The organism is Ensifer adhaerens (assembly GCF_020035535.1).
Lineage (GTDB): Bacteria > Pseudomonadota > Alphaproteobacteria > Rhizobiales > Rhizobiaceae > Ensifer.
In genome coordinates this window covers 3236927-3263072 of sequence record NZ_CP083349.1, presented here as the reverse complement: position 1 = coordinate 3263072, position 26146 = coordinate 3236927, and the positions used below count along the sequence as shown (strand labels likewise).

Below are 26146 nucleotides of genomic sequence, written 5' to 3'. Positions count from 1 at the left end.
GGATTTGTCCGGCAGAGCGGATGAAGTCTATTCCTGCTCCAGCATCAGTGTCGCCAGAGGCGGCAGCGTGATGTTGGCCATTGTCGCTCCCGTGGCGCTCTTTTCGGCATAAACGGCACCGCCGTTGCCCTTGCCGCTTCCTCCGTAGATCTCCGCGTCGGTGTTGAGGATCTCCTTCCAGCGACCCTTGACCGGCAGCGGAATGGAGTAGCTCTCCCGGTAGACCGGTGTGAAATTGGTGATGACGGCGACGAGCTTTTCGCCGGGCGCCTTGCGCAGCCAGGCGAACACCGAATTGTCGCGGTCGTCGGCCAGCAGCCACTCGAAACCGTCTCCCTCGCAATCGCGCGCATGCAAAGCGGGCTTGGCGCGGTAGGTGCCGTTGAGGTCACGCACCAGTCGCCGCATGCCCTCGTGCAGGTGGTACTCGAGCAGGTTCCAGTCGAGCGCGCGGTCCTCGGACCACTCGCGCCACTGTGCGAACTCCTGGCCCATGAACAAGAGCTTCTTGCCGGGATAACCCCACATGAAGGCGTAATAGGCTCGGAGATTTGCGAACTTCTGCCAGTCGTCGCCGGCCATCTTGGCGATCAGCGATCCTTTGCCGTGCACGACCTCGTCATGGGACAGCGGCAGTACGAAGTTTTCGCTGAAGGCATAGAGCAGGCCGAATGTCAGGTCGTTGTGGTGGTGCTTGCGATGGATCGGCTCGCGCGACAGATACTGCAGCGTATCGTGCATGAAGCCCATGTTCCACTTGAAGCCGAAGCCTAGACCCCCGGCATGAACCGGATGCGAGACTTTCGGCCAGGAGGTCGATTCCTCGGCGATCGTCAGGATGCCCTTGTGCACCCCGTAGATTTCCGTGTTCATCGTCTGGAGGAAGCGGACGGCCTCCAGATTTTCGTTGCCGCCATATTCGTTCGGCACCCACTCGCCGTGCTTGCGCGAATAGTCGAGGTAGAGCATCGAGGCGACCGCGTCGACGCGCAGGCCGTCGACGTGGAATTTCTCGGCCCAGTAGAGCGCGTTGTTGACGAGGAATGACAGCACTTCCTGGCGGCCGAAATTGTAGATCGCCGTGTTCCAGTCGGGATGAAAGCCCTGGCGCGGGTCTTCGTGTTCGTAAAGTGCGGTGCCGTCGAACCAGCGAAGCCCATGTTCGTCGGTCGGGAAATGGGCCGGCACCCAATCGAGAATGACGCCGATGCCGACCTTGTGGCAGCCGTTGACGAAACGGGCAAAGCCCTCGGGCTCGCCGAAGCGGGCGGTCGGTGCATAGAGGCCGGTCGTCTGGTAGCCCCAGGACGGGTCGAAGGGAAACTCCGAGATCGGCAGGAACTCGATATGGGTGAAGCCCATGTCGACGCAGTAGGGGATCAGCCGGTCGGCGAGTTCGTCCCAGGAAAGCATCTCGCCGTTGTCGCGGCGCTGCCAGGAACCGGCATGGACCTCGTAGATGGAAATCGGCTGGCGCCGTGCGTCGACCGTCGCCCAATGCTTGCGATGCGCTTCGTCCTCCCAGGTTTGCGCGATCTCCGGGGTCGTCACGGAGGCGGTATTGGGGCGCAGTTCGGAGCGTCGGGCAAACGGGTCCGCCTTCAGCGGCAGCAAGGCGCCATTGCGGTCGAGGATCTCGTATTTGTAGGCGAGGCCACCTTCGACCCCGGGGATGAAGATTTCCCAGATGCCGGTGTCGGCGCGCAGCCGCATGACGTGCCGGCGGCCGTCCCAGTCATTGAACTGGCCGACAACCGAAACGCGCTTGGCATTGGGCGCCCAGACGGCGAAGTGATAGCCCTCGGCGCCATCGTGATGGATCGGATGCGCGCCCATCTTGTCGAACAGCCGCAGGTGCGAACCTTCGCGGATGTAGTAGTCGTCCATCGGGCCGAGGACCGGACCGAAGCTGTAAGGATCGATGACAATCCATTCGCCGCCCTGGTTGCGGGCGCGGTAGCGCACCGGCTGGGGCTTCTTCAGCGACACCGCACCTTCGAAGAAGCCGGCATCGTCGCGGCGTTCGAGCGCGCCGAGTTCCTTGCCGGCGAGCGTCTCCGCCGTCACCGTCTCAGCATCGGGAACGAAGCATCGGGCGCGGATGGTCTTACCGGCTGGATGCACGCCAAGGACCGCGAAGGGGTTCTCGTGCGTGCCCGAGAGGATGGCCGCGATGTCCGGCGCTGACAGCAGACCTGAAGCTGCGGGTTCCGGGTCCTTGCCGGCCGAAGGCGTCATCCAGCTCTCCAGATTTCCCCGGCATATTGCCGGATGGTGCGATCGGACGAGAACCAGCCCATCCGTGCGGTGTTGCGGATCGCCTGCGAATACCAGTCGGAAGGCTTGGTCCAGAGCTGGTCGATTTCCCGCTGCGTTTTGGCGTAAGCCTCGAAGTCAGCGGCCACCATGAACCAGTCGTGATTGTAGAGCCCATCGACGAGGCCGGAGAAGCGGTTGCGGTCATCGGGCGAAAAGACGCCCGAGGCAATTGCCTGCAGCGCCTGCGACAGCTCGCGCGAGCCTTCGATGATCGCGCGCGGATTGTGGCCTTCGGCGCGTGCCCTCGTCACCTCTTCGGCGGTCATGCCGAAAATCTTGATGTTTTCCTCGCCAATCCAGTCGCGCATTTCGACATTGGCGCCGTCAAGCGTGCCGATCGTCAGCGCGCCGTTGAGCGCGAACTTCATGTTGCCGGTGCCGGACGCTTCCATGCCCGCCGTCGAGATCTGCTCGGAAAGGTCGGCGGCCGGAACCATGATCTCGGCGAGCGAGACGTTGTAGTTCGGGACGAAGACGATCTTCAGCAGCCCGCGCACCGCCGGGTCGTTGTTGACGACGCGGGCGACGTCGTTGGCAAGCTTGATGATCAGCTTGGCATTGTGATAGCTCGGCGCCGCCTTGCCGGCGAAGAGCTTGACGCGCGGCACCCAGTCGAGCTCCGGGTGCGAGCGGATCTGGTCGTAGAGCGCGACCGCCTCGATGATGTTCAGAAGCTGGCGCTTGTATTCGTGAATGCGCTTGATCTGGATGTCGAACATCGCCGACGGATCGAGCCTGATGCCGAGCCGGCTCTGCACGAGTTGGGCGAGGCGCACCTTGTTGGCGCGCTTGACGGCAGCGAAATGCTCCTGGAAATCCGGCTTGTCGGCGAAGGTGTCGAGCGCTTGCAACGCCTCGGTGTTGTCCATGAACTCGTCGCCGATCGCGTCACGGATCAGCCCGAAGAGACCGGGGTTGCACTGCATCAGCCAGCGCCGCGGAGTGATGCCGTTGGTCTTGTTGTTGATGCGATCGGGATAGAGCCGGTGAAGGTCTGCAAAGACCGTTTCCTTCATCAGTTCCGTATGCAGTGCCGAAACGCCGTTGATCGAATGCGAGCCGACGAAGGCAAGGTTGCCCATGCGCACGCGGCGTTCGCCGCTTTCGTCGATCAGCGAGATGTTGCGGATCTCGTCGTCCGTCGCGCCCTTCTGCCGGCGCGCCTCGATAAGAATTTTGGCGTTGATCGCGTAGACGATCTGCATGTGGCGCGGCAGCAGGCGCTCGATGAGCGGTACGGGCCAGCTTTCCAGCGCCTCGGGCAGAAGCGTGTGGTTGGTATAGGAGATCGTCCGCCGGGTGATGTCCCAGGCCTGCTCGAAATCGAGGCCGTGTACGTCGGTCAAGAGCCGCACCAGTTCGGCAACGGAGACGGCCGGGTGCGTGTCGTTCAACTGGATGGCCACCGCGTCGGGCAGCGAGGAGAAGTCCGGATATTGCTGCAGATGCCGGCGCAGGATGTCCTGCAGCGAGGCGGACGAGAAGAAGTACTCCTGGCGCAGACGCAGTTCCTGACCGGCAGGCGTCGCGTCGGCCGGATAGAGAACGCGCGTCAGGCTTTCGGCCTTGTTGCTTTCGCGAAGGGCGCCGATGTGATCGCCGGCATTGAAGGCGGCAAGCAGGATCGGGTCGATCGGCTGCGCCGTCCAAAGCCGCAGCGTGTTGACCCGCTTTGCCCGCCAACCGACAGCGGGTGTATCGAAGGCGGTGGCAATGACGCGTTCGGCCGGCTTCCAGACGAAACGCTGGATTTCCTCGTCGACATTTGCCGTCTCGACGACACCGCCGAAGCCGATTTCGTAGGAGCTTTCCCGCCGCTCGAACTCCCAGGGGTTGCCGTGGGCAAGCCAGGTTTCCGGCAGTTCCACCTGCCAGCCGTCGGCCATCTGCTGGCGGAAGAGGCCGTGCATGTAGCGAATGCCGTAGCCATAGGCCGGCACGTCGACGGTCGCCATCGATTCCATGAAGCAGGCGGCGAGACGACCGAGGCCGCCATTGCCGAGCGCCGCATCCGGCTCGAGTTCGGCAACGACGTCGATGTCGACGCCGAGAGAAGCGAGTGCATCGCGCATTTCGTCCATCAGGCCGATATTCGTCATGGCGTCGCGCATTAGGCGACCGATGAGGAATTCGAGCGATAGATAGTAAACGCGCTTGGCTCCCGTCGAGTAGGTCTTGCGGGTCGAATCCATCCACTTGTCGGTGATGCGATCACGCGCGACCAGGATCGCTGCGGTCAGCCAGTCGTGGGGCTTGGCGACCTTGGGATCCTTGCCGATGCGGTACTTCAGGCGTTCGAGGATTTCGACGGCAAGCTGGCCGGGTTCGGACGACCTTGGGGCGGGCTGCGGCACTTCGTTGGTGGAGAGCCTGTTCATCATGAAACTGTCTTTACCCTTTTGCGTTGGGAGGTCGCAGGCCGGAACCGACCGGGGATGAGGCAATTTATGCATCGATCCGAAGCGCTTGCAACAGATGTTTTTAAATGGATTAGAACTGTCTCAAGCTGTTGGAAGTCGCTGGCGGGAGGGACCTCGTAATCCCTAAACGCAAAAGCCGCCCGGCAGAACCGGGCGGCTTGAAGGGTGCAGGTTGACGCCTTACTTCGTCAGGCGCGTCGCCATGGCCGAGGCTTTTTCGCCGATCGCCTTGAAGGCTGCGATCAGATCGGAGGCTTCTTCCGCCTGGAAGTAGTTCGCTTCGGTCGTCGCGCAGGCCTTGAGCAAGGACTTGCCGCGGTCCGGCGCCATGAAGGCGACGGTGTAGACCTGAACGTTGTTCTTTCGAGCGGTGTCGCACCACGCCAGGGTCGTCGTGTCGTCGCTCGTGTTGTTGTTGTCGCCATCGGTCATGAAGACGATGTACTTGGTGGGAACCTGGCCGTTCTTGGCCTTGTGGGCTGCGTCCTCGGTGGTCGCGGTCACGCGGCTGTAGGCCGTCTTGAAGGCGTTACCCGATGCGGTGCCGCCTGTTGCGACAAGGGCGTTCACATAGGTCGAAGTACCGGCTGTGCCCCAGTCGAGATTCCCTGCGGTGTCCTGCGCCGAGTTGTAGGAAACGGCTGCCGTACGGACATACAGAGTATTGGGATCGGCGGTCTTCAATTGCTTGAGCAGATCGCTGACGGCGGTTTTCAGCGCGTCGACCTTCGTCACGTAGCAGGGGCTGGTTGCCTTCAGGTTCGGATACTTGCTCCAGTTCGATTCGGTGTAGTTGGGGCACGACGTCTTTGTCGTGTCCTTTGTATTGGTCTTCCAGGCCATGGAGCCGGATCGATCGAGAACCAGGTACATCGAAAGAGCATTCTTGCTTTCCGTCGCGCTTTCGGCCGTTGCGCGGGTTTCGATGTCGATCGATGACTTCCCGAGCAGGCGTGTCAGCGCGTTGAACTGGAACGTCTGCTTGTTCAGGACCGTGACATTGTAGGCCTTGCCGGTCGGGCCATTGCTGCTTTCAATAATGTCGATGGTCGGCTGGCTGGCCGTCGAGGCTTCCGGCAAACCGGTCTTGGCCGCAGAGCTCGTACCGCTTTGATCGTTCGCGCCGGGGCTGTCGACGGCGGAGCCGCCCGTCTGGGTCTTGAGGAAGGCCGCGGCTATCTCCTTTGCCTTGGCAATCGTTGGCGGATCCTTTGAAACCAGCGAAGAGGCCGCCGCAAGCGCTGCGGCATCCGCTGCGTCCTGCATCTGGTTCTTCGCCGTCATCATGCCGGCCATATCAATGGCGACGCCGCCGGCCGCCAATATCAATGGCGTTGCGAGTGCAGCCATCATGCCAAAATTGCCACCCCGGTCCTTGAGCATCGCTACGAAGGTCCGGCCTACCGTGTATCGTCTTCCCATCTTTGCACACCCCAAAGGAACACGTTGCAAGCTTGAGGGCATCAATAGCGTCGATGGCTTACGATATCGTTCCCGCAATCGCTGCAATTTTAACGGAATACAGGAAAACCAGTGCTTACAGCGGGTTCCGCTGCACATACCCTGTCCGGAATCGGGAATGGGGCTGTGTCAAATCGGATCAGGGCACCGGAATGACGTCGACGGCCTGTTTCGTCGTCTGGCTGCCGTAGCTCTTCAGGACCCCGATGACGGGGGCGACGTCGCCGTAATCACGGCCATGACCGACGACGATATGGTCGGTTCCTGCAGTAATGTTGTTGGTCGGGTCGAGCTCGAGCCAGCCGCCCGTGGTGCCGCACCAGATCCGCACCCAGGCATGCATGGCGTCAGCACCTTCGAGGCGTTCCTTGCCGGGCGGAGGGATTGTCCGCAGGAAGCCGCTCACATAGCCGGCGGGGATGCCGAGACTTCTCAGCGCAACGATCATCACATGGGCGAAATCCTGGCAGACGCCGCGTTTCAGCTTGAACGCCTCGCCCGGTGTCGTGTTCACCGTCGTTGCCTCGCCGTCATAGGTGAAATCGCGGTGGATGCGCTCGCACAGAGCAGTGGCGATCTGTCGGACCGTCATGGTGTCGGTGACGATTGATTGCGCGTAGGCCGCGATGTCCGGAACTTCCGGCAGGAGCGGGCTCGGCCCCGTGAAATGGTGCGGCGCTTCGGCGTCGACGGACCAGCAGGCGGAGAGTTCGGCCGGCAGACCATCGAGGCCTGGAGAAAAGTCGGCGGTCAGCGGCTGCGGTTCCACTTGGACCCGCGCCTGCATGCGGATCGTCAGATCAGCATGGGAAGAGCGGAACAGGATGGACGTGAAAGGATTGGCGAAGAAGTCGATGCTTTCCGCGCGCTCGGCCGGCGTTGGCTGGCAGCTCAGCGACCCGACGATGAGCCGCTGTCGACCGGGAAGCGTCGCAGGCATCACCCGCACGAGGTGACGACCGCCGGAGACCGGTACTTCGTAGTCATAGGTGATCTTCAGGCTGATATCGTAAAGCAATGGTTGCGCCCTAGCCGAGATAGGTTCGCGCGAGCAAGTTGGACAGGCTTTCGAGGTCCTGCTCCAACCGATTGTAGACGCCGAGGTTCATGGCTTCCGGCGTCATCACGGCCAGGCCCGAATGCAGGCGCATTGCCTCGCGGTAGAAGGGTGACATCTGCCCATTGACGAAAGCGTTCGGCAACAGTTCGACCTCAGTCTTGATCTCGTTCAACTGGTAGAGAACCGAGCGCGGGTTGAGCGGGTCGAGTGCCAGCAGGTCGGTTACGGTCAATGCGGCGGTGCTGACATTGTAGCGCCTGCGGTGAGTCATCACGCTGTCGCCGATCTCAAGCAGCATGTCGTAAGCGCCGTCGGGCGCATCCGGGCCTGACATGTGCCCCAGCAGCCGCGTCATATGCAGGCCGCGCTCGAGATAGCGGCCGGTCGAAAGAAAACGCCAGCCGGTGAAGCGATACATGTTTTCGTGCACGAGACCGGCAAAACCTGCGAGCTTGCGCAAGAGCACGGTCATCGCCCGTGTCGCGTCGTCGCCGACCTGCACCGTCGCATGGAACTTGCGCGCCGTCTGTGACAGATCGTTCAGCGCCAGCCAGCCGTCCGGCGAAAACCGGTCGCGGATGTTTCCGGCGCTGAAAAGGGCACTGGAAATGTTGGCAAGCAGGCTGTCGGGCACCGGCTGGCGGGTGTCGATGTCGAGGGCAGCGAGATAGTCGCTGACGTCCCTCAGGAGCGGCAGATCCGGATCGGCGGTTTCGGCGAAGCGGCCGTGCCAGGCGCGCAGGATGCGCAGTGCCCCCTCGGCACGTTCGATGTAGCGGCCGAGCCAGAAGAGATTGTCGGCCGCCCGGCTCGGCAGGCTTCCCGGCATGTTGCGGGTGAAACTCTCTTCGGCCGGAAGCAGCGTGGTGCGTTCGACCGGCCTTTCGCTGACGATCCAGACATCGGCGGCGGTACCACCCGCCTGCATTGCAATCGCGGCGACGTCGTCGCCGGAGCCGATACGGGCAAAACCGCCGGGCATGATCTGCCAGCCGTCACGGCTACGCGCTGCAAAGACACGCAGGCTCATCGGGCGCGGCATGAGTCGGCCGCGAACCCAGGCAGGTGTTGTCGAGAGCGTGACGACCTCCTGGCCGACGAGCTTGCCGCCTTCGGCGCCAAGCCAATCGGCGATCGATGCACGCGCTTCCTCGTCGAGCGTCGCGCCCAGCACAGATTGGCCGTTGTCGTCGAAGAAGGGGCGTGTGGCATAGGCCGGACCGATGACCATGCGATCGAGGTTGGCAGCGACCTGCTCACGCTCCGCCGGCTGCCCGCACCACCAGGTGGCGATCGAGGGCAGCTTCTGCTCCTCGCCGAGCAGGTGGCGGCAGATCGCGGGCAAGAAGGCGAGAAAGGCGCGTGTTTCGACGATGCCGGTCCCGAGGGCGTTGACGATCGAGACCGACCCGGCGCGAAGCGCCTCGACGATGCCGGGGGTGCCGATATGCGAAGACTGGTTGAGTTCGAGCGGGTCGGCAAAAGCGGCGTCGAGGCGGCGCCAGAGGACGCCGATGGGCTTGAGGCCGGCGACGGTTCGCACCATCACCCGGCCGCCGACGACCGTCAGATCCTCACCCTCGAGCAGCATGAAACCCAGGTAGCGGGCGATGTAGGCGTGCTCGAAATAGGTCTCGTTGGCGATGCCGGGCGAAAGCACGGCGATGCGATCATCCGGATGCAGCTTGCGGCTCTGAAGCGCGTCGCGGAATTCTCCGAAGAAACCCGCCAATCGATGGACATGGGTTTCCGCATAAAGATTGGAGAAGGCCCGTGTGGTCGCGACCCGGTTCTCCAGGGCGAAGCCGGCGCCGGAGGGCGCTTCGGTGCGGTCCGAAAGCACCCACCAGTTGCCGTCGGGACCGCGGCCGATCTCGAAGGAAACGAAATGCAGAAAGTGACCATCGGCCGGCTTCACGCCGACGAGCGGCCGCAGGAACTCGGGATTGGAGGCGACCAGCGCCGGCGGCAGCAGGCCTTCGCGCACCAGCCGGTTCTCGCCGTAGATATCGGCGACCACCTTCTCCAGAAGCTCGGCGCGCTGGACGAGCCCTTGCGAAACCGCCGCCCATTCCTTCTCGTCGATGAGGACCGGGATATGCGATAGCGGCCAGCTTCGGTCAGAGGCCTCCTTGGCCCCGTAGACACGATAGAACACACCGGCGTCGCGCAGATAGCGGTCGGCACGGGCAAAACGATTGGCGAGTTCCGTTTCGTCGAGCCGCCCGAGGGTCGCGAGCAGACGCTGCCAGACAGGGCGGACATTGCCTTCCCGGTCGAGCATCTCGTCGGCGATGTCAGGAAGGGCGCGGTAACCGAAGACCGGATCGTCCTCGGTGCCCGGATGGTTCGCGGCAGCTGTCTGCTTCTTCGCCATTTACGCTCCTGGCGGACGCCTGAGATCAAGCGTCATCGGGAATTCCATCGACGGACTTTCCGGGCGAAGCGGGTAACCTCCGGGCGTGTGGCCCCAGGGCTCGAACCGCGCCAGTCGCCGCGCTTCGGCCTCGTTGCCGTTGACCGGAAACGTGTCGTAGCTGCGCCCACCCGGATGGGCGACATGGTAGACACATCCGCCAATCGCCCGATTCGACCATGTATCATAGATATCGAATGTAAGGGGAGTGTTGACCGATAGCACCGGATGCAATCCCGAGGCCGGCTGCCAGGCCTTGTAGCGGACGCCGGCAACGGCCGAGCCGTTGGAGCCGGTGCGCGTCAACGGTACCGGCCGACCGTTGCAGGCGAGCGTGTAGCGCTCGGGGTTGGCCGTATCGAGCTTCACCTGGAGGCGCTCGACCGAGCTGTCGACATAGCGCACGGTGCCGCCGATCGCACCCTGCTCGCCCATCACATGCCAGGGTTCGAGCGCCTGGCGGATTTCGAGCTTGGCGTCGTGGTACTCGACCTCGCCGCAGAAGGGGAAGCGGAACTCGAGTTGGGCTTCGAACCATTCGGGCTTCAAGTCGAAGCCATGGGCCCTGAGGTCGGCGAGCACTTCGAGAAAATCCTGCCAGACGTGGTGCGGCAGCATGAAGCGGTCGTGCAGCGTCGTGCCCCAGCGTACGAAGCGGCCATCAACAGGGTGTTTCCAGAAGCGGGCGATGAGCGCCCGCACCAGCAATTGCTGTGCGAGCGACATGCGGGCGTTGGGTGGCATCTCGAAGCCACGGAACTCGACGAGGCCGAGACGGCCTGTGGGACCATCCGGTGAGAACAGCTTGTCGATGCAGATCTCGGCCCGGTGGGTGTTGCCGGTGACGTCGACGAGCAGGTTGCGGAACAACCGGTCGATCAGCCAGGGCAAGGGGGGCGGCGTCGCCGATCCCGGCATCGGCACCTGGGCGAGCGCGATTTCGAGCTCGTAAAGCTGGTCGTGTCGGGCCTCGTCGATGCGCGGCGCCTGCGATGTCGGACCGATGAAGAGACCCGAGAACAGATAGGAAAGCGACGGGTGCCGCTGCCAGTGCAGCACCATGCTTTTCAGAAGATCCGGGCGGCGCAGGAACGGGCTGTCGTTGGGATTGGCACCGCCGACGACCACATGGTTGCCGCCGCCGGTGCCGGTGTGACGTCCATCGATCATGAACTTGTCGGCGCCAAGCCGGCTCTGCCGCGCCTCCTCGTAAACCGCGGTGGTGATGTCGACGCAATCCTGCCAGCTGGCAGCCGGATGGATGTTGACCTCGATCACGCCGGGGTCCGGCGCGACGCGGATGACATTGATGCGCTCATCCTGCGGCGGCGTGTAGCCCTCGATGTGCACGGGCAGTCCAATCGCGGCTGCGGCGCGTTCCGCGGATGCGATCAGATCGAGATACTCCTCGATGCTGGCCATTGGCGGCATGAAGACGCAGAGCCTGCCGTCGCGCGGCTCGACGCTGATGGCGGTGCGCACCAGCCCGGCTATTTCGTCGCGTGGCTGCGCCTGCGGGGTCTCCGGTACTTCGGCGGCCTGAAAGCGGGAATGCTGCGGGCGGGCGCTGCTTTCGGCGAAGTCAGGCAGATCGTCCCGGGGAACGGTCGGATCGACCGGATGGATATAGGGATAGGCGGAGGGCGCGACATAGGGCAGGGCGCCGAGCGGCAGGCGGTAACCGACGGGGCTGTCGCCGGGAACGAGGAAGATGCGACCGCGGCGCGTCTGCCATTTCTCGCTCATCCACCGCACACCGGTGGCACGCGCATTCCAGGCTTGCACAGGCAGCACGTAGCCGGTCGGCGTCGTCAGGCCGCGTTCGAAGACGCGAGCCATGCGGCTGCGCTCTTCGGGGTCCTTCAGCTTGGAATTGGAGGGATCGACGTTCTCAGGGAGGTTTGCCTCCTTCAGCAGCCAGTCGGCGGGGTCTTCGAAGGCCGGTTGGACCATCTCGGTCGGCACGCTCAATTCGCCTGCCATCAGATGCAACAGACGTTCGGCGTGCTTCTCGGTGACGTCATGGTGGCCGGTCTCCTCGGCGATGAGATCGGGGCGGCGCCAGATCGGCACACCGTCCTTGCGCCAGTAGAGCGAGAACGTCCAGCGCGGCAGGCTTTCGCCGGGGTACCATTTGCCCTGGCCATAGTGCAGGAAGCCGCCGGGCGCGAAGCGCTCGCGCAGACGGCGGATCAATGTGTCCGCCTTCTCGCGCTTGGTCGGGCCGACCGCTTCAGTGTTCCACTCCTCGGACTCGAAGTCGTCGATCGAAACGAAGGTCGGCTCGCCGCCCATCGTCAGGCGGATGTCGTTTTCCTGGAGAACCCGGTCGACCTCTTCACCGAGTGCATTCAGCGCCTCCCAGCTCTCGTCGGAGAACGGCTTGGTGATGCGCGGATGTTCGGCGACACGCGTCACCTTCATGTCGAAGGCGAAATCGGTGCGGGTATCGGGGTCGCCGAAGAAGCCGCCGGAGATCGGTGCGGCGTTGCGAAAATGCGGTGTGGCGGCCAGCGGAATATGGCTTTCGCCGGTCAACAGGCCCGAGGTCGGATCGAGCCCGACCCAGCCGGCACCCGGCAAGTAAACCTCGGCCCAGGCGTGCAGGTCGGTAAAGTCGTGGTCGGTGCCCGACGGGCCGTCGAGCGCCTTGAGGTCGGGCGTGAGCTGAATGAGATAGCCGGAAACGAAACGGGCGGCGAAACCGAGATTGCGCAGGATCTGTACCAGCAGCCAGCTCGAATCGCGACAGGAACCCCGGGCCGACGTCAGTGTGTTCTCCGGCGTCTGTACACCCGGCTCCATGCGGATCACATAGCCGATCTCGTTTTGCAGGCGCGCGTTGAGGCCGACGACCATGTCGATGGTGCGTTGCCGCGAGCGGTCGACGGTCGCCATGAAGGCGCTTAGTGCCGGGCCGACCGGTTCCGGCGTCATGTAGATCTTGAGGTCGTCTCCGAGGTCTTCGGGGTAGGGGAAGGGCCAGTGTTCGGCTTCCTCTTCAACGAAGAAGTCGAAGGGATTGTAGACTGTCATGTCGGCGACGAGGTCGACCTCGATCTTCAACTCGCTGACCGGATCGGGAAAGACGAAGCGGGCAAGGTAGTTGCCGTAGGGATCCTGCTGCAAATTGACGAAATGGTTGGCGGGCGAAACCTTCAGCGAGTGGCTGATGACTTTGGTCTTGGAGTGGGCCGCCGGCTTCAGCCGGATGATCTGCGGCGACAGTCTTACGGGACGGTCATAGGTATAGTGGGTCAGGTGATAGATACTGGCCTTGATCGACATGCCGGATTTGATCCCCTTCGTGGGAGGTCTGGTGCCCCCATCGCCACGAAGTTTGTGCAATGCAAATCGAGAATGCAAGCGCGAAAGCGCGTCGGGAAAATCGAGGCGCCGCAATGCTTTCGCACGCCGGTGTGGGGCGTGCGAAAGCGCTTGCCTGACGGTCAGACGAGCGGCGGATTGATCCGTGCAAAACCTTCCTGCCGATAGTAGGGGAAGTAGGGATAGGCCGGCGTCGTGTTGCTCGCCGCGTCGAGGCGGGCGATCTGTTCCGGCGACAGCGACCAGCCGACGGCACCGAGGTTCTGGCGAAGCTGCTCCTCGTTGCGGGCGCCGATGATGACGCTCGAGACGGTTGGGCGCTGCAAGAGCCAGTTGATGGCGATCTGCGGGATCGTCTTGCCGGTTTCCTCGGTCAGCTGGTCGAGCACGTCGACGACATCGTAGAGCTTCTCGTCGTCAACCGGCGGGCCGAAGGCGGCCGTGTCGTGCAGGCGGCTGCCCTCCGGCCACGGCTTGCCGCGACGGATCTTGCCGGTGAGGCGGCCCCAGCCGAGCGGGCTCCAGACAAGCGCTCCGACACCCTGGTCCGCTGCGAGCGGCATCAGCTCCCACTCGTAGTCACGGCCGACCAGCGAATAGTAGACCTGGTGGGCGACATGGCGCACGAGGCCGTGCTTCTCCGAGACGGCCAGAGATTTCATCAACTGCCAGCCAGCGAAGTTGGAGGCCCCGACGTAGCGGAGCTTGCCGGCGGTGACGAGATCGTCGAGCGTCGAGAGTGTTTCCTCCACCGGTGTTCCGGCGTCGAAGGCGTGCAGTTGCAGGAGATCGATATAGTCGGTGCCGAGCCGCTTCAAGGCATCGTCGACGCCCTTGACGAGACGTGTGCGAGACGTGCCGGCGTCATTCGGCCCGTCGCCCATCGGCAATGCCATCTTCGTGGAGACGAGCACGGCATCGCGCCGTCCCTTGATGGCCGCACCGAGCACGCTTTCGGAGGCGCCGTCGGAATAGACGTCGGCTGTATCGAAGAGGTTGACGCCGGCTTCGAGCGAAATGTCGATCAGTCGCCGCGCTTCCGCTGCGTCGCTGTTGCCCCAGGCACTGAAGAGCGGGCCCTTGCCGCCGAAGGTTCCCGCACCGAAGCTCAAGGCCGGCACCTTCAGTCCCGATGATCCAAGCCGTCTGTATTCCATGTCTTCAAACTCCTCGTTGGCTCTGCCTGTTGAGCGACCCCGGTTGTCAGCGGCTCGCCTCAAGGAGGAAGGTGGTGTTGGCAGCATTTGGGATGTAGACCGGATGAAGGAACATCATTTGTGAGTTGAAGTCACATGTCGCGCTTGACGATCAATCGTTCGGGGGAGATGGCAGTTTTTGCCAAGGTGGTGGAGCTTGGCGGCTTTTCGGCTGCAGCGAAGGTCTGCTGCATGACGCCCTCGGCCGTCAGCAAGCTCGTCCAGCGGTTGGAGGAGAGATTGGGCGTCCGGCTCGTCAACCGGTCGACGCGGCGGCTGCAACTGACGGCGGAAGGCTGCGCCTTCTACGAACGGGTCGTGCGCATCCTCGCCGATATCGACGAGGCGGAACGCTCCGCGGGGGCCGGGGAAACGCCGGAGGGCCGCGTGCGGCTCAATGTCAGCGCCTCCTACGCGACGCATGCACTGATGCCGGTGCTGCCGGAATTCCTGGCGGAATTTCCCTCGGTCTCCCTCGACATCCTGCAGACGGACGCCGTCGTCGATCTGATGGCGGAGCGGGTCGATATTGCCGTGCGCGCCGGTCCGCTCAAGACATCGAGCCTGATCGCACGCAAACTCGGCACCACGTCGATGACGATCGTCGGGGCTCCAGCCTATCTCGATCGCTTCGGAGTGCCCCAGACCATCGAGGATATCGAGGCGCACAACCGGCTGAGCCATAGCTACGCGCGGGCGATCGATGGTTGGCCGTTGCTTTCGAATGCGGAACAGATCGCCCTGCCGCCGACCGAACGGGTGCGGGTCAGCGATGGCGAGGGCCTGCGCCAACTTGCCCTTGCCGGCGTCGGCCTCGTCCGGCTTCCGACCTTCACAGTCAGGGAGGATATCCGCGCCGGCCGGCTGCTGCCGCTGGTCGAGCATCTCAATCCCGGTGACGCCGAAACATTCCACGCCGTGTTTCTCGGCCAAGGCGGAGCCTTGCCGTCGCGCGTGCGGGTCGTGCTCGATTTTCTGGCTAGGCGCGCGCGGATTTCGTCGTCGTGAAGTGGGAAAGGCTTGCCTCGGCCGGCTGGCCGCAGACGCGGTTGCGACCTTCGGACTTGGCGCGATAGAGCTCCATGTCGGCGCTCTCGATCAGGTGTTTCCAGCCGCCATCTGCCGTGCGGCCCTCCGCCACGCCGAAGCTGGCGGTGACGTTCAGTTCCTGCCCGTCCGCAACGACGATCGGCTCGCGCGCAAGATTGGCCCTTATCCGTTCCGCCAGCGCAAGGGCCGACTCGATGCTGTCGCCGGGAGTGATGATCGCGAACTCCTCGCCACCGAAACGGGCGACCAGATCGGTGTTGCGCACGGAATTGCGGATGATGCGGGCCGTTTCCTTGAGCACGATGTCGCCGACGAGGTGGCCGTGGGTGTCGTTGATCTGCTTGAAGTGGTCGATGTCCATCAGGATCAGACAGGCATCCTGGTTGCTGTCGGCCGTGTCTTGCGCTCCGCCGATGAGTTCGAGGGCGCGGCGGTTGAGCAGGCCGGTCAGTTCATCGGTTTCCGCCTGGCGTTCGAGGTGCTGCATCAGCAGCATGCGTTCGTCGAGGCGCTTGCGCAGCACGTCGATCGCATCGAACAGGCGCCCCATCTCGCCTTCGCCGCCCTTGCCCTGAAGGCGGGCGATCGGCCTGTCATTGGCGAGCTCGATGATGCTGTGGCGGGCGATCAGCAACGGCTCGAAGACGAGCGAACGGGCGCGGCGCATCAGGACCAGCAGCACCAGGAACAGGGCAAAGGTCGCGAGGCTGGCCACGGCCAGCTTGACCGAGGCCCGTGTCTTGTTTGCCGCAAGTCGCTCGACGGTTGCATCCATGAAGGCGCGGCGCAGATCCTCGAGTGGCTTCATCTTCGGGACGAAGCGGTCGGTCAGCTGCTCGGCAGTCATCGGGTAGGCGCCCGATTTCTTGCCGATGGCAACGATGCCGTCGATGATCGCAAATCCATCGCCGAAGAAATCGTGGTCGATCCTGGCGAGATCCGCGATGTTGGCCGGTTTCAGGCCGGGAAGGGCGCCGGGCTTGCCGACAATGGACCAGATCTCCTGCAGCCTGCCGCGGGTGCGCTCGCTGTCGGCGATGTTCTTTGCCGCAAGCGGCTGGCCGACGGCAACCGGAGCCATGACCTGCGAGCCGAGGCGGCCGCCGTCCTCGCGCAGATTGCTGAGCATCTGTGCGGCAAGCGCGATGCCGGCGAGGTTCGGGTCGGTGTTGGTCAAGCGTTGAATGTTCCAGTCGATCGCCGGGCGAAGTGCGTCGATGACGCCGAACATCGCCTCGATCGTCGCCTGGATTTCCGTCAGGTCCCGCTGTTCGGGCGGAAGCGCGGCGATGCGGTCGATTTCGGTGCGGGCCAGCATCAGGCGGCGGCGAACTTCGACGAGAATGGGTGAGAGGGCACCGGCCGGCTCCGAGCGGCTGGCATTGTCGATGTCCTCGGTGAGCCTGGCGAGTGCTGCGTCGCTGCGGGCACGGAACTCGGCAAGGCGGGCCTGGACCGGTGACCCGGGGGCCACGCCGATGCCGAGCACGCCATTGGACGGGCCACGTTCGGCCGAGAGGTAATTTGCGGCGTCGAGCACCCGGCAGAAGGCCATGACCTCGGTCAGGTTGCGGCGGGCGATGACGAAGTCGCTATAGGATGCGGCAATGATTTCGGTGGCGAGTACGCCGGTACAGGCAACGACGATGGCGAGGAGCCATTGGAGCTTGCGACGCAGCGCCTTCGCCGTGCGCGCTTCTGCAACGCCCGTTTTCGGGGGCGTATAGCTGCCACCATTGTTCTTCATGTACGCGAAGTTGCTCCACTCATGTCGCCGCTCATCGCTTTGGCTGTCGCGACAATTCTTGTCGGGTGACAAGAAACCCATTCGAAATCAGTGTGCTCGTTGCCCCTGTTATCGTATAAGGTGTTAAATAAGCTTGAAATACCCTGAAATACTAGGGGCCATGCTGCAACCGAGGGATGCGCGTGGTGCAGAGCAGAGGCATGTGCTCCGTCAACGCATTGCGCCCCGCGGATCGAAAAAAGGCCCGCCTCCGGATGGGAGGCAGGCCCCGTCTCATGCGAGCGTCGATGGCGCGCGCTTCAGCGTTTCGGTGCGACCAAAGCAAAAAGGGCGCCTTGCGGGTCGAGCGCCTGAACGATCCAGGCGCCGCCGGGCACTTCCATCGGCTCGAGCACGACCTTGCCACCGCCGGCCTTGATGCGCTCGATCGACGCGTCGAGTGCGGGCACGTTGATGTAGTAGAGCCAGTAAGGTGCGGGTACTTCCTTCGGCTTGGTCATCATTCCGCCGATCGGGGCGCCGCCATGGGCAAAGATCTGGTAGATGCCCATGTCGCCCATGTCCATGCCGTGGTCCTTCGTCCAGCCGAAGAGCTCGGAGTAGAATGGGAAGGCGGTGTTAAGGTCGCCGGACGCAAGCTCATGCCAACCGACGAGACCGGGTGCCATCGGATCGGTGACCGGCGGCGGATCGCCCGTTCCCTTGAAGATCGCAAACACGGCGCCGTGCGGGTCGGTCACGACGGCAAAACGCCCGATGCCGGGGATATCGTCCGGCGCCCGGTGAACCTTGCCGCCCTTGGCAGCAATCTTGGCGGCGGTCGCATCGACATCATCGACACCCACATATCCGAGCCATGCAGGCGGCACTTTCATTTCGAGTGCGCCTTCCGGCATCGTCATCAGTCCGGCAACCGGGATCTCGCCTACGTTGAACAGCGTATAGCTGATGCCGGGCATACCGGAATCGCGGGCATCCCAGCCGACCACGTCCTTGTAGAACGTCTCGGCCGCGGCCATGTCCGTCGTCATCAGTTCATACCAAACGAATTTTCCGTGATCTGCCATTGCCTTCCTCCAGTTTGCTTGGGCAGCGCCTGTCGCGCCGCTTGGTTGCATGTTCGAATAAGCCCTTTTCGGATCGAGCAGGCGGACTGCAGCCGAAAATCGAACGCAGATCGCCGCCCCTTCAATCCCGGCGCAGGTATTCCGCCGTCATCATGTCTTTCCAGCTTCCGTCCGGTGCCTGCATCTGCGCCTGCAGCAACCGCCGGGCTTGATCGATGAGCGTGATGACGTCCCGGTAGCGTGCGGTCTTGCCCGGGTTTTCGAAATCCGGTCCGTCGCAGTAAAGCGATAGTGACGTGCCTTCAGCATTCAACTCGCCGTCATAGACCCACATGTGGGTCAGCATGGAACCGACCCAGGTGCCGATGTAGCGTTTCGTTTGGGGATTGTAGCCCAGCGTCATCAGCGTTTCGCCGAAGCTGCCGCCCGGCATCGTTCCCTGGCCTTCACAGACGATCCAGAGACCCTGAAGCGAGCGAACGTGCTCGGTCCACGGGCCGCTGCCGTCGGGTTGGCCATCGGCTCCGGCCGTGCGAACCTGCCAGTCGCCCAGCAGTTGCTCGAGCCAGCGGTGCGCTTCCTCCGGTTCTGCTCTCACGGCATTTCCTTCTTGGTCCGGGCGCAGGTCATCGACCCGGCCTGCGAGCGTTCTGAAAACGATTTCGCAGGCGAAAGGTTCCGCCTGCGACGACGCGGCGGGTCAGCCTGCCTTGCGTCCGGGTTCCCGGTCGTATTCGTCGTGGCGACGGACGAAGCTCATTGTCCGATCTTCGTTGCGGCCCTTCGGCGCGCGGTCGAGCAGCATCAGCGTGCCGACCAGTTCCTCGAGACCGCGGGCATAGGACGAATAGGTGTGATAGATCGTGCCATCCTCGTCCTTCTGGAAGGCGCTCAGTCCCGGCAGTTCCTCATGGGCGTTGGCGCTTTCGGTCTCGGTGAAATTGTAGGCAACCTTGCCGCTTGCCAGTTCGTCCGGAGAAAAGGCGACGTGGAAATCCCGATTGAAACCGTTGCTCTCGGCCGAGACCCATGGGAAGTGCCAGTCCATGCGCTTCCTGTAGGCTTCGATCTTCGCAAGCGGTGCGTTCGATGCGGCAATCAGCGTCACGTCGTGGTGGTTGAGGTGCGGCAGCATACCGGCGAAATGATCGACCATGAACGAGCAGCCAGGGCAACCGGCCTCCCAGGTGGGGCCGAACATGAAATGGTAGATGATGAGCTGGCTGCGGCCGTCGAAAAGCTCGGACAGTGACTTGGGCCCGGCAACGGTGTCGAAGACGTAGGTCTTGTCCATCTTCACCCAGGGCAGAGCCAGCCGGGCGGCGTTCACCCTGTCGCGCGCGTGGGTGTGTTCCTTTTCCAGCGCCAGCAGGTCTTTGCGCGCTTTCAGCCACTCCTGAGGCGATACGACGGCGTGGTCCTGTCTCATGCCCGTTCCTCCTTCCAACGTTGCACTTGACTATTTACGTTGATATCAACATTAATCAGGCATGTCAAAGATGCCTTCGATCCCGTTCGAGACCACCCTGCATGTGAAGGATAGCTGCCTCTGCCTGCATGTGCAGCGCGCCGCGCGCGCCATTGCCCGGCGGTTCGACGAGGCATTGCGCCCCCTCGACGTCACCAACGGGCAATTCTCGCTGCTGATGTCGCTCAACCGCCCGGAGCCGCCGAACATGGGTTCGGTGGCGTCGCTGCTTGCGATGGATCGGACGACGCTTACGGCAGCGCTCAAACCGCTGGAGCGACGTGGCTTGATCGAGAGCTTTCCCGATCCGGAGGACCGGCGGTCGCGGCGGCTGCGGCTGACGCAGGAAGGTGAAGCGTTGTTGCTGCGCGCGCTACCGATCTGGAAGGCGTTGCATGCGGCGCTCGATCCGGTGCTTGGCTACGGTGGGCCGGATCGCCTGCGCGCGGACCTCCTGACGCTGGCCTGAGCCGTCTCGGCTCAGGCGGCCGGGTCTTCCGGCGAAGAGCGTTCCTTGAGCACTTCAATGATCTCGGCGATCAGGGCCGAGGCCTGCCGCAGGCGCCTTTCACCCAACTCGGCACCAAGCCTGTCGGCCCAGGCGGCCTGCCGCTCCTGGATCTCGTCAAGCGCTGTTTCGCCGGTCGCTGTCAGTGCCATGAGCTTCGCCCTCTGGTGGACCGGATTGTCCCTGTAGGCAATCAAGCCTTCCGCCACCAGCAGATCAGCAATTCGCTGCACGCCCTGGCGGGCGAGGCCGAGTGCGCGGGCGGCATCGGCGACCGACATGGGAGCATGGTTTGCCGCGGCCAGCACCTGCCAGCGGGCGCTCGTCTGTCCGGAGGGTTTGGCGAGCGCGTCGCCGGCTTGCGTCAGCGGACCGGCAAGCCGCAGCACCGATATGGCAAATTCGGCAAAGGCGTCTCCGGCGGGCGTTCGTTCAGGGTCGTTCATGTTGACGGTGTCACCCGTTATTTGACGGCATTTATTGACATTATGTTGTCATGGTTCGCTTATTCCAGCAAGTCATTTTAGCGAGCGAAACGAGCATGGTGGAGAGTGCTGTAGGGGCGCGGCTGCCACTGTGGCAAGCTACGATACGCGGCGGGCTCCGCTCCCGATGTTAGCGCGACGGTACGATTTGCGATTGATGGCACGAAAGACATGCCGAGGTTTGTTATCTGTGACGAGTGCGCCGCGTTCACTGATATTGACAACATATTGTCAATATGGCAATGGAGTATGCATACCCCTACTTCATGATGGGAAGGTATCAATCAAAGCCCACCGGGCTCGCAGCTAGCAGGAGCGATGGCGATGAAATTGACCTACAAGGGAAGCTGCCACTGCGGAAATATCCGCTACGAGGCCGATATCGACCTCGACGCGGGCACCGGCAAGTGCAACTGCTCGATCTGCTGGAAGCGGCGCTACTGGGGCGTGGTTGTCAAGCCCGATGATTTTCGCCTGCAGTGCGATGAGGCAAATATCGCCGACTATCAGTTCGCCAGCAAAAGCGCGCATCACCGCTTCTGCAAGACCTGCGGCATTGCCGCTTTCGGTCATGGCTACATCGAGGAAATCGGCGGCGCCTACTACTCCGTCAATCTTGCCTGCCTCGACGATCTCGATCCGGCGGTGCTCGCCGAGGCGCCGGTGCAATACATGGACGGACGCAACAACAACTGGTTCCATGCGCCCACCGAGACGCGTCACCTCTGACGCCCGGGGACGGCTGGGCGTTCACATCCTGCGAAATTCGAGGTGGTAGGTGACTTCTTCGCCGGTCCTCGGGTCGATGGCCGGTGCGCCGTAGATCACCAGCTTGTCGCCCTCCACGACGAAGGGCCGGATCAGATCGGACATGCCCCAGGCCGGGTTCCAGCTCGCATCCAGGTGGTGGATGATCCGGCCGTCTTCGAGCCTGTAGGTTCCGGCATAGGCCAGCATTGAATCGAACAACGCCGCCTTTTCGTCGTCCGTCGGCACGGCGCCCTTCAGCTTCGGGCGATCGCGCTTCACCACGACGGCGGTGACGCGGCCATCCCCGTCATAGGAGAGATAGCCGATCGGATCGGCACCCATCGCATCGCTGGTTTCGCCTGTCGCGACGACCTCGCGCTTCCAGGAGAGCATCTTCCACGTGCCGAGCAGTTCGGATGTGTTTGCCATGTCCCGCCCTCTTAATCTTAGGGTAGGCTAAAATAACAGATACACTCCTTCCGGCAAGGGAGGCACGGCACCGATCGCGGCCATGCGGCCGCAAAACCGACGCCAGAAAAACGGCTCCCGGATCCCGGGAGCCTTTCATCGTCGTTATCTGCAGGCGGCTCAGTGCTCGCCGAGGTCGCGCACTGCGCCGCGGTCGGCGGAGGTGGCGAAAGCCGCATAGGCCTTGAGCGCGGTTGTCACCTTGCGCTTGCGCTGTTCGGCCGGCTTCCAGCCCTTGGCGTCCTGTTCGGCGCGACGGTTTGCAAGTTCCGCTTCGTCGACACGCAGGCTGATCGTGCGGTTCGGGATGTCGATGTCGATCATGTCGCCTTCGCGCACCAGGCCGATCGTGCCGCCATTGGCCGCTTCCGGCGAAACGTGGCCGATCGAGAGACCCGAGGTGCCGCCGGAGAAGCGGCCGTCGGTGATCAGCGCGCAGGCCTTGCCGAGGCCCTTCGACTTCAGGTAGCTCGTCGGATAGAGCATTTCCTGCATGCCCGGGCCGCCCTTCGGGCCTTCATAACGGATGACCACGACGTCGCCGGCCTTGATCTCGTTGCCGAGGATCGCCTTGACCGATGCGTCCTGGCTTTCGAAGACGCGGGCCGGACCGGAGAACTTCAGGATGCTCTCGTCGACGCCGGCCGTCTTCACGATGCAGCCGTCGATCGCGATGTTGCCCTTGAGGACGGCGAGGCCGCCATCCTTGGAGAAGGGATGTTCGACCGAGCGGATGACGCCCTTCTCACGGTCGGTGTCGAGCTCGTCCCAGCGGGCTTCCTGGCTGAAGGCGACCTGGGTGGGGATGCCGCCCGGTGCTGCGCGGAAGAAGTTGCGAACCGTCTCGCTCGAGGTGCGGGTGATGTCCCAGCGGTCGATGGCGTCGCCGATCGTAGCGCTGTGAACCGTCGGGCAATCGCGGTTGATAAGGCCGCCTTTTTCGAGCTCGCCGAGGATCGACATGATACCGCCCGCGCGGTGTACGTCTTCCATATGCACGTCGCTCTTGGCGGGCGCAACCTTCGACAGGCAGGGAACCTTGCGTGACAGGCGGTCGATGTCGGCCATGGTGAAATCGACCTCGCCCTCATGGGCGGCAGCAAGAATGTGCAGCACGGTGTTGGTCGAGCCGCCCATGGCAATATCGAGCGCCATGGCGTTTTCGAAAGCCTTCTTGGAGGCGACCTTGCGCGGCAGGACGTTTTCGTCCTCCTGCTCGTAGTAGCGGCGGGCGAGATCGACGACCAGGTGGCCGGCTTCGACGAACAGGCGCTTGCGGTCGGCGTGGGTGGCGAGCGTCGAGCCGTTGCCGGGCAGCGACAAGCCGAGTGCCTCGGTCAGACAGTTCATCGAGTTGGCGGTGAACATGCCGGAGCAGGAGCCGCAGGTTGGGCAGGCGGAGCGCTCGATGACCTTGACGTCTTCGTCCGAAACGTTGTCGTCGGCGGCGGCGACCATGGCGTCGACCAGGTCGAGCGCATGCGTCTTGCCGTGCAGCACGACCTTGCCTGCTTCCATCGGGCCGCCGGAGACGAAGACGGCAGGAATGTTGAGGCGGAGCGCCGCCATCAGCATGCCGGGCGTAATCTTGTCGCAGTTTGAGATGCAGACCATGGCGTCGGCGCAGTGCGCATTGACCATGTACTCGACGCTATCGGCGATGATCTCGCGCGACGGCAGCGAATAGAGCATGCCGTCGTGACCCATGGCGATGCCGTCGTCGACGGCGATGGTGTTGAATTCCTTGGCGACGCCACCGGCTGCCTCGATCTCACGGGCAACGAGCTGGCCGAGATCCTTGAGGTGCACGTGGCCGGGCACGAACTGGGTGAACGAGTTCACCACCGCAATAATCGGCTTGCCAAAATCGCTGTCCTTCATGCCAGTCGCGCGCCAGAGGCCGCGGGCACCGGCCATGTTACGGCCGTGGGTGGTGGTACGTGAGCGATAGGCAGGCATGGCATGTTCCTTCACGGACAGGGGGTATTGCGCGGATATGGCGATCCCGATCGCCACCGAAGGGGCTACCTAGCGCAAAATTGCGTGCGCGTCATCTTTTGCGTCAGATTATTTCGACGCCGTGCGCACGGGTTTCGGCTCGATCCACCAACCTTCAAACGCAAATCTAGCCGGGCTCTGACGGCTTGGACAGCCGCAATCGGCGAGCTTTACGGAAATCTTATGCCGGGTGCTTGAAGTCGGAATCGAATCCCGACGCCTGACGGGGCTAGCCTCTCCCCATCGAACACGGGTGAGTGCCATGTCTCTTCATGATTTCCGCTTCCGCCGTCACCTCCCAATCCTTCCGCCGGAGGTGGCTCCGCAAGAGCGACCCGATGCCAACGAGGCACATCCGGATGAGCTCGACGCGCTGCTGCTGCGGCTGACTGTCGTTCGCCGCCTGCGCGAGCATCACGTCTGGGAGGCTGTCCGGGTCATCCGAGAGCTTCCGGACGTTGCCGCCGGCGCGTGGCCATCGCCCCGGTTCCGCGAACTGATGGCGGCCGACGCCCTGGTCGACGCGGTCATCCACCTGACCTCGACGACCGAGGCAAAACTCTGCCTGCGCACGCTCGGCCATGAACTGGGCATTTGGACCTGTGCGCTGCGCTATCAACCGCCAGGTTCCGGCCGGGTCACCTACAAGGCCCGCCATGCCGATCTGGCGGCGGCCATTCTCGGCGCATTGCTACGCTCCTGTCGCGGCCACCAGCTCGCCATCGCAGCGACCGATCGCGGCCAGTTTCCCGCCTGAAGGACATTTCCATGAGCAGGCATTCGCTGCGCCTCGAAGGGGCAATCACGGCGCTCGTCACGCCGTTTCGCGACGGCAAGGTCGATGTCGTCGGCCTGATTTCGCTGGTCGAATGGCAGATCCGCCACGGCATTTCCGGTATCGTCGCTTGCGGCACCACCGGCGAGGCGCCGACGCTGTCGCGCGCCGAACGGGCGTTGGTGATCGGGCGCTGCGTCGAGGTCGCCGAGCGCAAAATCCCCGTAATCGCTGGAACCGGCACCAACAGCACCGACACGACGATCGCCCTGACAGCCGAGGCCAGGGCGCTCGGCGCGGACGCGGCGCTCGTGGTCGCGCCCTATTACAGCAAACCGTCGCAGGAGGGGCTTTATCGGCACTTCGAGGCGATCGTCGGTGCTGTCGACCTGCCTGTCATTCTCTACAATGTCCCTTCGCGCACAGGTGTCGATCTTGCGCCGCGCACGCTTGAGCGGCTGGCGGAGCTCCCAGGCATCGCCGGCATCAAGGATGCGACCGGCGACATCCGTCGGCTTCTTTCGATGCCGGCTGCGCTGAAGGACCGCCTTCACCCATTTTCCGGCCACGACCAGACGGCGCTGCCCTTCAATCTGTGCGGCGGACACGGCACCATATCGGTGGCATCCAATGTTGTGCCGCGGCTGGTCGTGGCGATGCATCAGGCGATTGCGACCGGCAATGTCGGGGCGGCGCTTGTCATTCATGACCGGTTGAGGCCCTTGCTGGTGGCGCTGGAGCGCGAGACCAATCCGGGACCGGTCAAATATGCGCTGCACGTGGCGCGCGCCCTCAGCCCCGAACTGCGCCTGCCGTTGACGCCGGTTGCGCCGGAAACGGCGGCCGAGATCCGCGCGGCCCTCGAACCGCTGATCGAACCGCCCGCTTCCCATGTCGGCCGCGACCTCCGCATCGCGCTCGCGAGCTGAGTTCCCATGATTCCGAGCAAATTCCAGTCCAGCCTCGTCTTTCGCCCCGTGGAGTTCTTCGTCCCGGGCGTGCGCGTGGCCGGAATCTCGTCCACCAGGAGACAAACCATGTCACGCCTCCCGCATCTTGCCGCCCGCGCCGACCTGAACCGACGCGCCCATGGCAACGAAAACGTCCAGAACCGCCGCAACGACAGCGCGGTTCGCGACGCCTTTCTCGGCATCGGCATCCGGCTCGGTATCGTGCTCGGACTTGCCTATGGCATCCAGACGGTCATCCCGTGGATTGCCGGTTAAGTCGCCTTTGACATCAACGAGGATCATTCCATCATGGGCAGTACGCAGCAGATCCGGCGCGGTTTTCTCGCGCGTGCACGTTTCGTTGTCGGTCGCGACCGGCACGGTTGGTGGGTCGTTTCCGACCGCAAAGGCGTCGTCGGAGGCCTCTTCACCAATGAGACCGCGGCGATCCACTTCGCCGTCGAGGCCAGCGACCGGCACCCGGAAGAAGTGTGCCGCGCGCCGGAGGGGGCGGCCATCGATCTCGACACGTTTTCACGCTCGCCAAAGGCGCGCCGGACCCATTCCTGACGGTGTGTCGGGCTCGTCGGCAAGTTTCGACCGACCGATCGGAAATCCGCAGTCGAATGCGCCGCTTGCCAGTGTCGTGGGGCGGGTCGCGTCCGTGGTCTGCGTTCTGAA

At 63.4% G+C, this 26146-nt stretch carries 21 protein-coding genes; 7 read left to right on the top strand and 14 right to left on the bottom strand.

Annotation, left to right across the window (positions count from 1 at the left end; translation table 11 throughout):
- Positions 1–27: 27 nt before the first annotated feature.
- The 7 genes from glgB to LAC81_RS15990 all read right to left on the bottom strand — a co-directional run bounded on the left by glgB (position 28) and on the right by LAC81_RS15990 (position 14160).
- Positions 28–2238 carry a 1,4-alpha-glucan branching protein GlgB gene (glgB, locus tag LAC81_RS16020; protein ID WP_223725596.1) on the bottom strand — a complete coding sequence of 737 codons (2211 nt, stop codon included), beginning with the start codon at positions 2236–2238 and terminating at the stop codon, positions 28–30.
- Positions 2235–4697, bottom strand: coding sequence for a glycogen/starch/alpha-glucan phosphorylase (locus tag LAC81_RS16015; protein ID WP_223727840.1), 2463 nt, complete (start codon positions 4695–4697; stop codon positions 2235–2237). The genes glgB and LAC81_RS16015 overlap by 4 nt, the downstream gene beginning before the upstream one ends.
- 222 nt (positions 4698–4919) lie before the next feature.
- Positions 4920–6161, bottom strand: coding sequence for a TadE/TadG family type IV pilus assembly protein (locus tag LAC81_RS16010; RefSeq protein ID WP_223725595.1), 1242 nt, complete (start codon positions 6159–6161; stop codon positions 4920–4922).
- A gap of 178 nt (positions 6162–6339) precedes the next feature.
- On the bottom strand, positions 6340–7218 hold the full coding sequence (locus LAC81_RS16005; protein ID WP_223725594.1) for a transglutaminase family protein: 879 nt from the start codon (positions 7216–7218) through the stop codon (positions 6340–6342).
- A 10-nt stretch (positions 7219–7228) separates the two neighbouring features.
- Complete coding sequence (locus tag LAC81_RS16000; protein ID WP_223725593.1) at positions 7229–9637, bottom strand: circularly permuted type 2 ATP-grasp protein; 2409 nt, start codon at positions 9635–9637, stop codon at positions 7229–7231.
- The gene (locus tag LAC81_RS15995; protein ID WP_223725592.1) at positions 9638–12964 is read right to left on the bottom strand and encodes a DUF2126 domain-containing protein; all 3327 of its coding nucleotides are present in this window, start codon (positions 12962–12964) and stop codon (positions 9638–9640) included.
- A 161-nt stretch (positions 12965–13125) separates the two neighbouring features.
- Positions 13126–14160: an aldo/keto reductase gene (locus LAC81_RS15990; RefSeq protein ID WP_223725591.1), complete on the bottom strand. Its 1035-nt coding sequence runs from the start codon at positions 14158–14160 to the stop codon at positions 13126–13128.
- A 135-nt stretch (positions 14161–14295) separates the two neighbouring features.
- Between LAC81_RS15990 and LAC81_RS15985 the strand changes: the two genes are divergently transcribed.
- Positions 14296–15207 (top strand): LysR family transcriptional regulator, encoded by a 912-nt coding sequence (locus LAC81_RS15985; RefSeq protein ID WP_223725590.1) that lies wholly within the window; start codon positions 14296–14298, stop codon positions 15205–15207.
- Here LAC81_RS15985 and LAC81_RS15980 read toward each other — a convergent pair.
- The 4 genes from LAC81_RS15980 to LAC81_RS15965 all read right to left on the bottom strand — a co-directional run bounded on the left by LAC81_RS15980 (position 15179) and on the right by LAC81_RS15965 (position 19492).
- Positions 15179–16996, bottom strand: a complete 1818-nt coding sequence (locus tag LAC81_RS15980; protein WP_223725589.1) for a GGDEF domain-containing protein — start codon at positions 16994–16996, stop codon at positions 15179–15181. The two genes, LAC81_RS15985 and LAC81_RS15980, sit on opposite strands and share 29 nt — an antisense overlap.
- Before the next feature lie 299 nt (positions 16997–17295).
- Positions 17296–18063, bottom strand: a complete 768-nt coding sequence (locus tag LAC81_RS15975; RefSeq protein WP_223725588.1) for a VOC family protein — start codon at positions 18061–18063, stop codon at positions 17296–17298.
- A gap of 121 nt (positions 18064–18184) precedes the next feature.
- Positions 18185–18661: a DUF1579 domain-containing protein gene (locus LAC81_RS15970; protein ID WP_223725587.1), complete on the bottom strand. Its 477-nt coding sequence runs from the start codon at positions 18659–18661 to the stop codon at positions 18185–18187.
- A 102-nt stretch (positions 18662–18763) separates the two neighbouring features.
- Positions 18764–19492 carry a DUF899 domain-containing protein gene (locus LAC81_RS15965; protein ID WP_223725586.1) on the bottom strand — a complete coding sequence of 243 codons (729 nt, stop codon included), beginning with the start codon at positions 19490–19492 and terminating at the stop codon, positions 18764–18766.
- Positions 19493–19553: 61 nt separating this feature from the next.
- Here LAC81_RS15965 and LAC81_RS15960 point away from each other — a divergent pair, with 61 nt between their 5' ends.
- Positions 19554–20000: a MarR family winged helix-turn-helix transcriptional regulator gene (locus tag LAC81_RS15960; RefSeq protein WP_223725585.1), complete on the top strand. Its 447-nt coding sequence runs from the start codon at positions 19554–19556 to the stop codon at positions 19998–20000.
- An 11-nt stretch (positions 20001–20011) separates the two neighbouring features.
- On the opposite strand, the gene LAC81_RS15955 is transcribed toward LAC81_RS15960, so the two are convergent.
- A complete protein-coding gene (locus tag LAC81_RS15955; protein ID WP_223725584.1) occupies positions 20012–20485 on the bottom strand; it encodes a MarR family winged helix-turn-helix transcriptional regulator in 474 nt (157 codons plus the stop codon).
- Positions 20486–20848: 363 nt separating this feature from the next.
- Here LAC81_RS15955 and LAC81_RS15950 point away from each other — a divergent pair, with 363 nt between their 5' ends.
- Positions 20849–21253: a GFA family protein gene (locus LAC81_RS15950; protein WP_223725583.1), complete on the top strand. Its 405-nt coding sequence runs from the start codon at positions 20849–20851 to the stop codon at positions 21251–21253.
- A gap of 21 nt (positions 21254–21274) precedes the next feature.
- Here LAC81_RS15950 and LAC81_RS15945 read toward each other — a convergent pair whose 3' ends face one another.
- Together LAC81_RS15945 and ilvD are read right to left on the bottom strand one after the other, a co-directional pair.
- Positions 21275–21703 carry a lipocalin-like domain-containing protein gene (locus LAC81_RS15945; protein WP_223725582.1) on the bottom strand — a complete coding sequence of 143 codons (429 nt, stop codon included), beginning with the start codon at positions 21701–21703 and terminating at the stop codon, positions 21275–21277.
- A gap of 159 nt (positions 21704–21862) precedes the next feature.
- Entirely contained in the window at positions 21863–23701 is a 1839-nt protein-coding gene (ilvD, locus tag LAC81_RS15940) for a dihydroxy-acid dehydratase (RefSeq protein ID WP_223725581.1), read from the bottom strand.
- Positions 23702–24002: 301 nt separating this feature from the next.
- Here ilvD and LAC81_RS15935 point away from each other — a divergent pair, with 301 nt between their 5' ends.
- From LAC81_RS15935 to LAC81_RS15920, 4 genes are all read left to right on the top strand, one after another.
- On the top strand, positions 24003–24497 hold the full coding sequence (locus LAC81_RS15935; RefSeq protein WP_223725580.1) for a hypothetical protein: 495 nt from the start codon (positions 24003–24005) through the stop codon (positions 24495–24497).
- An 11-nt stretch (positions 24498–24508) separates the two neighbouring features.
- Positions 24509–25444 carry a 4-hydroxy-tetrahydrodipicolinate synthase gene (gene dapA / locus LAC81_RS15930; protein WP_223725579.1) on the top strand — a complete coding sequence of 312 codons (936 nt, stop codon included), beginning with the start codon at positions 24509–24511 and terminating at the stop codon, positions 25442–25444.
- 108 nt (positions 25445–25552) lie between these two features.
- Positions 25553–25741, top strand: coding sequence for a hypothetical protein (locus tag LAC81_RS15925; protein ID WP_223725578.1), 189 nt, complete (start codon positions 25553–25555; stop codon positions 25739–25741).
- 33 nt (positions 25742–25774) lie between these two features.
- On the top strand, positions 25775–26035 hold the full coding sequence (locus LAC81_RS15920) for a hypothetical protein (RefSeq protein WP_223725577.1): 261 nt from the start codon (positions 25775–25777) through the stop codon (positions 26033–26035).
- Positions 26036–26146: the final 111 nt, after the last annotated feature.

What these genes read in the sequence shown, in the direction of transcription:
- glgB (WP_223725596.1), bottom strand. Translation starts at nt 2,238, where the DNA reads ATGACGCCTTCGGCCGGCAAGGACCCGGAACCCGCAGCTTCAGGTCTG.
- LAC81_RS16015 (WP_223727840.1), bottom strand. Translation starts at nt 4,697, where the DNA reads ATGAACAGGCTCTCCACCAACGAAGTGCCGCAGCCCGCCCCAAGGTCG.
- LAC81_RS16010 (WP_223725595.1), bottom strand. Translation starts at nt 6,161, where the DNA reads ATGGGAAGACGATACACGGTAGGCCGGACCTTCGTAGCGATGCTCAAG.
- LAC81_RS16000 (WP_223725593.1), bottom strand. Translation starts at nt 9,637, where the DNA reads ATGGCGAAGAAGCAGACAGCTGCCGCGAACCATCCGGGCACCGAGGAC.
- LAC81_RS15995 (WP_223725592.1), bottom strand. Translation starts at nt 12,964, where the DNA reads ATGTCGATCAAGGCCAGTATCTATCACCTGACCCACTATACCTATGAC.
- LAC81_RS15990 (WP_223725591.1), bottom strand. Translation starts at nt 14,160, where the DNA reads ATGGAATACAGACGGCTTGGATCATCGGGACTGAAGGTGCCGGCCTTG.
- LAC81_RS15985 (WP_223725590.1), top strand. Translation starts at nt 14,296, where the DNA reads ATGTCGCGCTTGACGATCAATCGTTCGGGGGAGATGGCAGTTTTTGCC.
- LAC81_RS15980 (WP_223725589.1), bottom strand. Translation starts at nt 16,996, where the DNA reads ATGAAGAACAATGGTGGCAGCTATACGCCCCCGAAAACGGGCGTTGCA.
- LAC81_RS15975 (WP_223725588.1), bottom strand. Translation starts at nt 18,063, where the DNA reads ATGGCAGATCACGGAAAATTCGTTTGGTATGAACTGATGACGACGGAC.
- LAC81_RS15965 (WP_223725586.1), bottom strand. Translation starts at nt 19,492, where the DNA reads ATGAGACAGGACCACGCCGTCGTATCGCCTCAGGAGTGGCTGAAAGCG.
- LAC81_RS15960 (WP_223725585.1), top strand. Translation starts at nt 19,554, where the DNA reads ATGTCAAAGATGCCTTCGATCCCGTTCGAGACCACCCTGCATGTGAAG.
- LAC81_RS15955 (WP_223725584.1), bottom strand. Translation starts at nt 20,485, where the DNA reads ATGAACGACCCTGAACGAACGCCCGCCGGAGACGCCTTTGCCGAATTT.
- LAC81_RS15950 (WP_223725583.1), top strand. Translation starts at nt 20,849, where the DNA reads ATGAAATTGACCTACAAGGGAAGCTGCCACTGCGGAAATATCCGCTAC.
- LAC81_RS15945 (WP_223725582.1), bottom strand. Translation starts at nt 21,703, where the DNA reads ATGGCAAACACATCCGAACTGCTCGGCACGTGGAAGATGCTCTCCTGG.
- ilvD (WP_223725581.1), bottom strand. Translation starts at nt 23,701, where the DNA reads ATGCCTGCCTATCGCTCACGTACCACCACCCACGGCCGTAACATGGCC.
- LAC81_RS15935 (WP_223725580.1), top strand. Translation starts at nt 24,003, where the DNA reads ATGTCTCTTCATGATTTCCGCTTCCGCCGTCACCTCCCAATCCTTCCG.
- dapA (WP_223725579.1), top strand. Translation starts at nt 24,509, where the DNA reads ATGAGCAGGCATTCGCTGCGCCTCGAAGGGGCAATCACGGCGCTCGTC.
- LAC81_RS15925 (WP_223725578.1), top strand. Translation starts at nt 25,553, where the DNA reads ATGTCACGCCTCCCGCATCTTGCCGCCCGCGCCGACCTGAACCGACGC.
- LAC81_RS15920 (WP_223725577.1), top strand. Translation starts at nt 25,775, where the DNA reads ATGGGCAGTACGCAGCAGATCCGGCGCGGTTTTCTCGCGCGTGCACGT.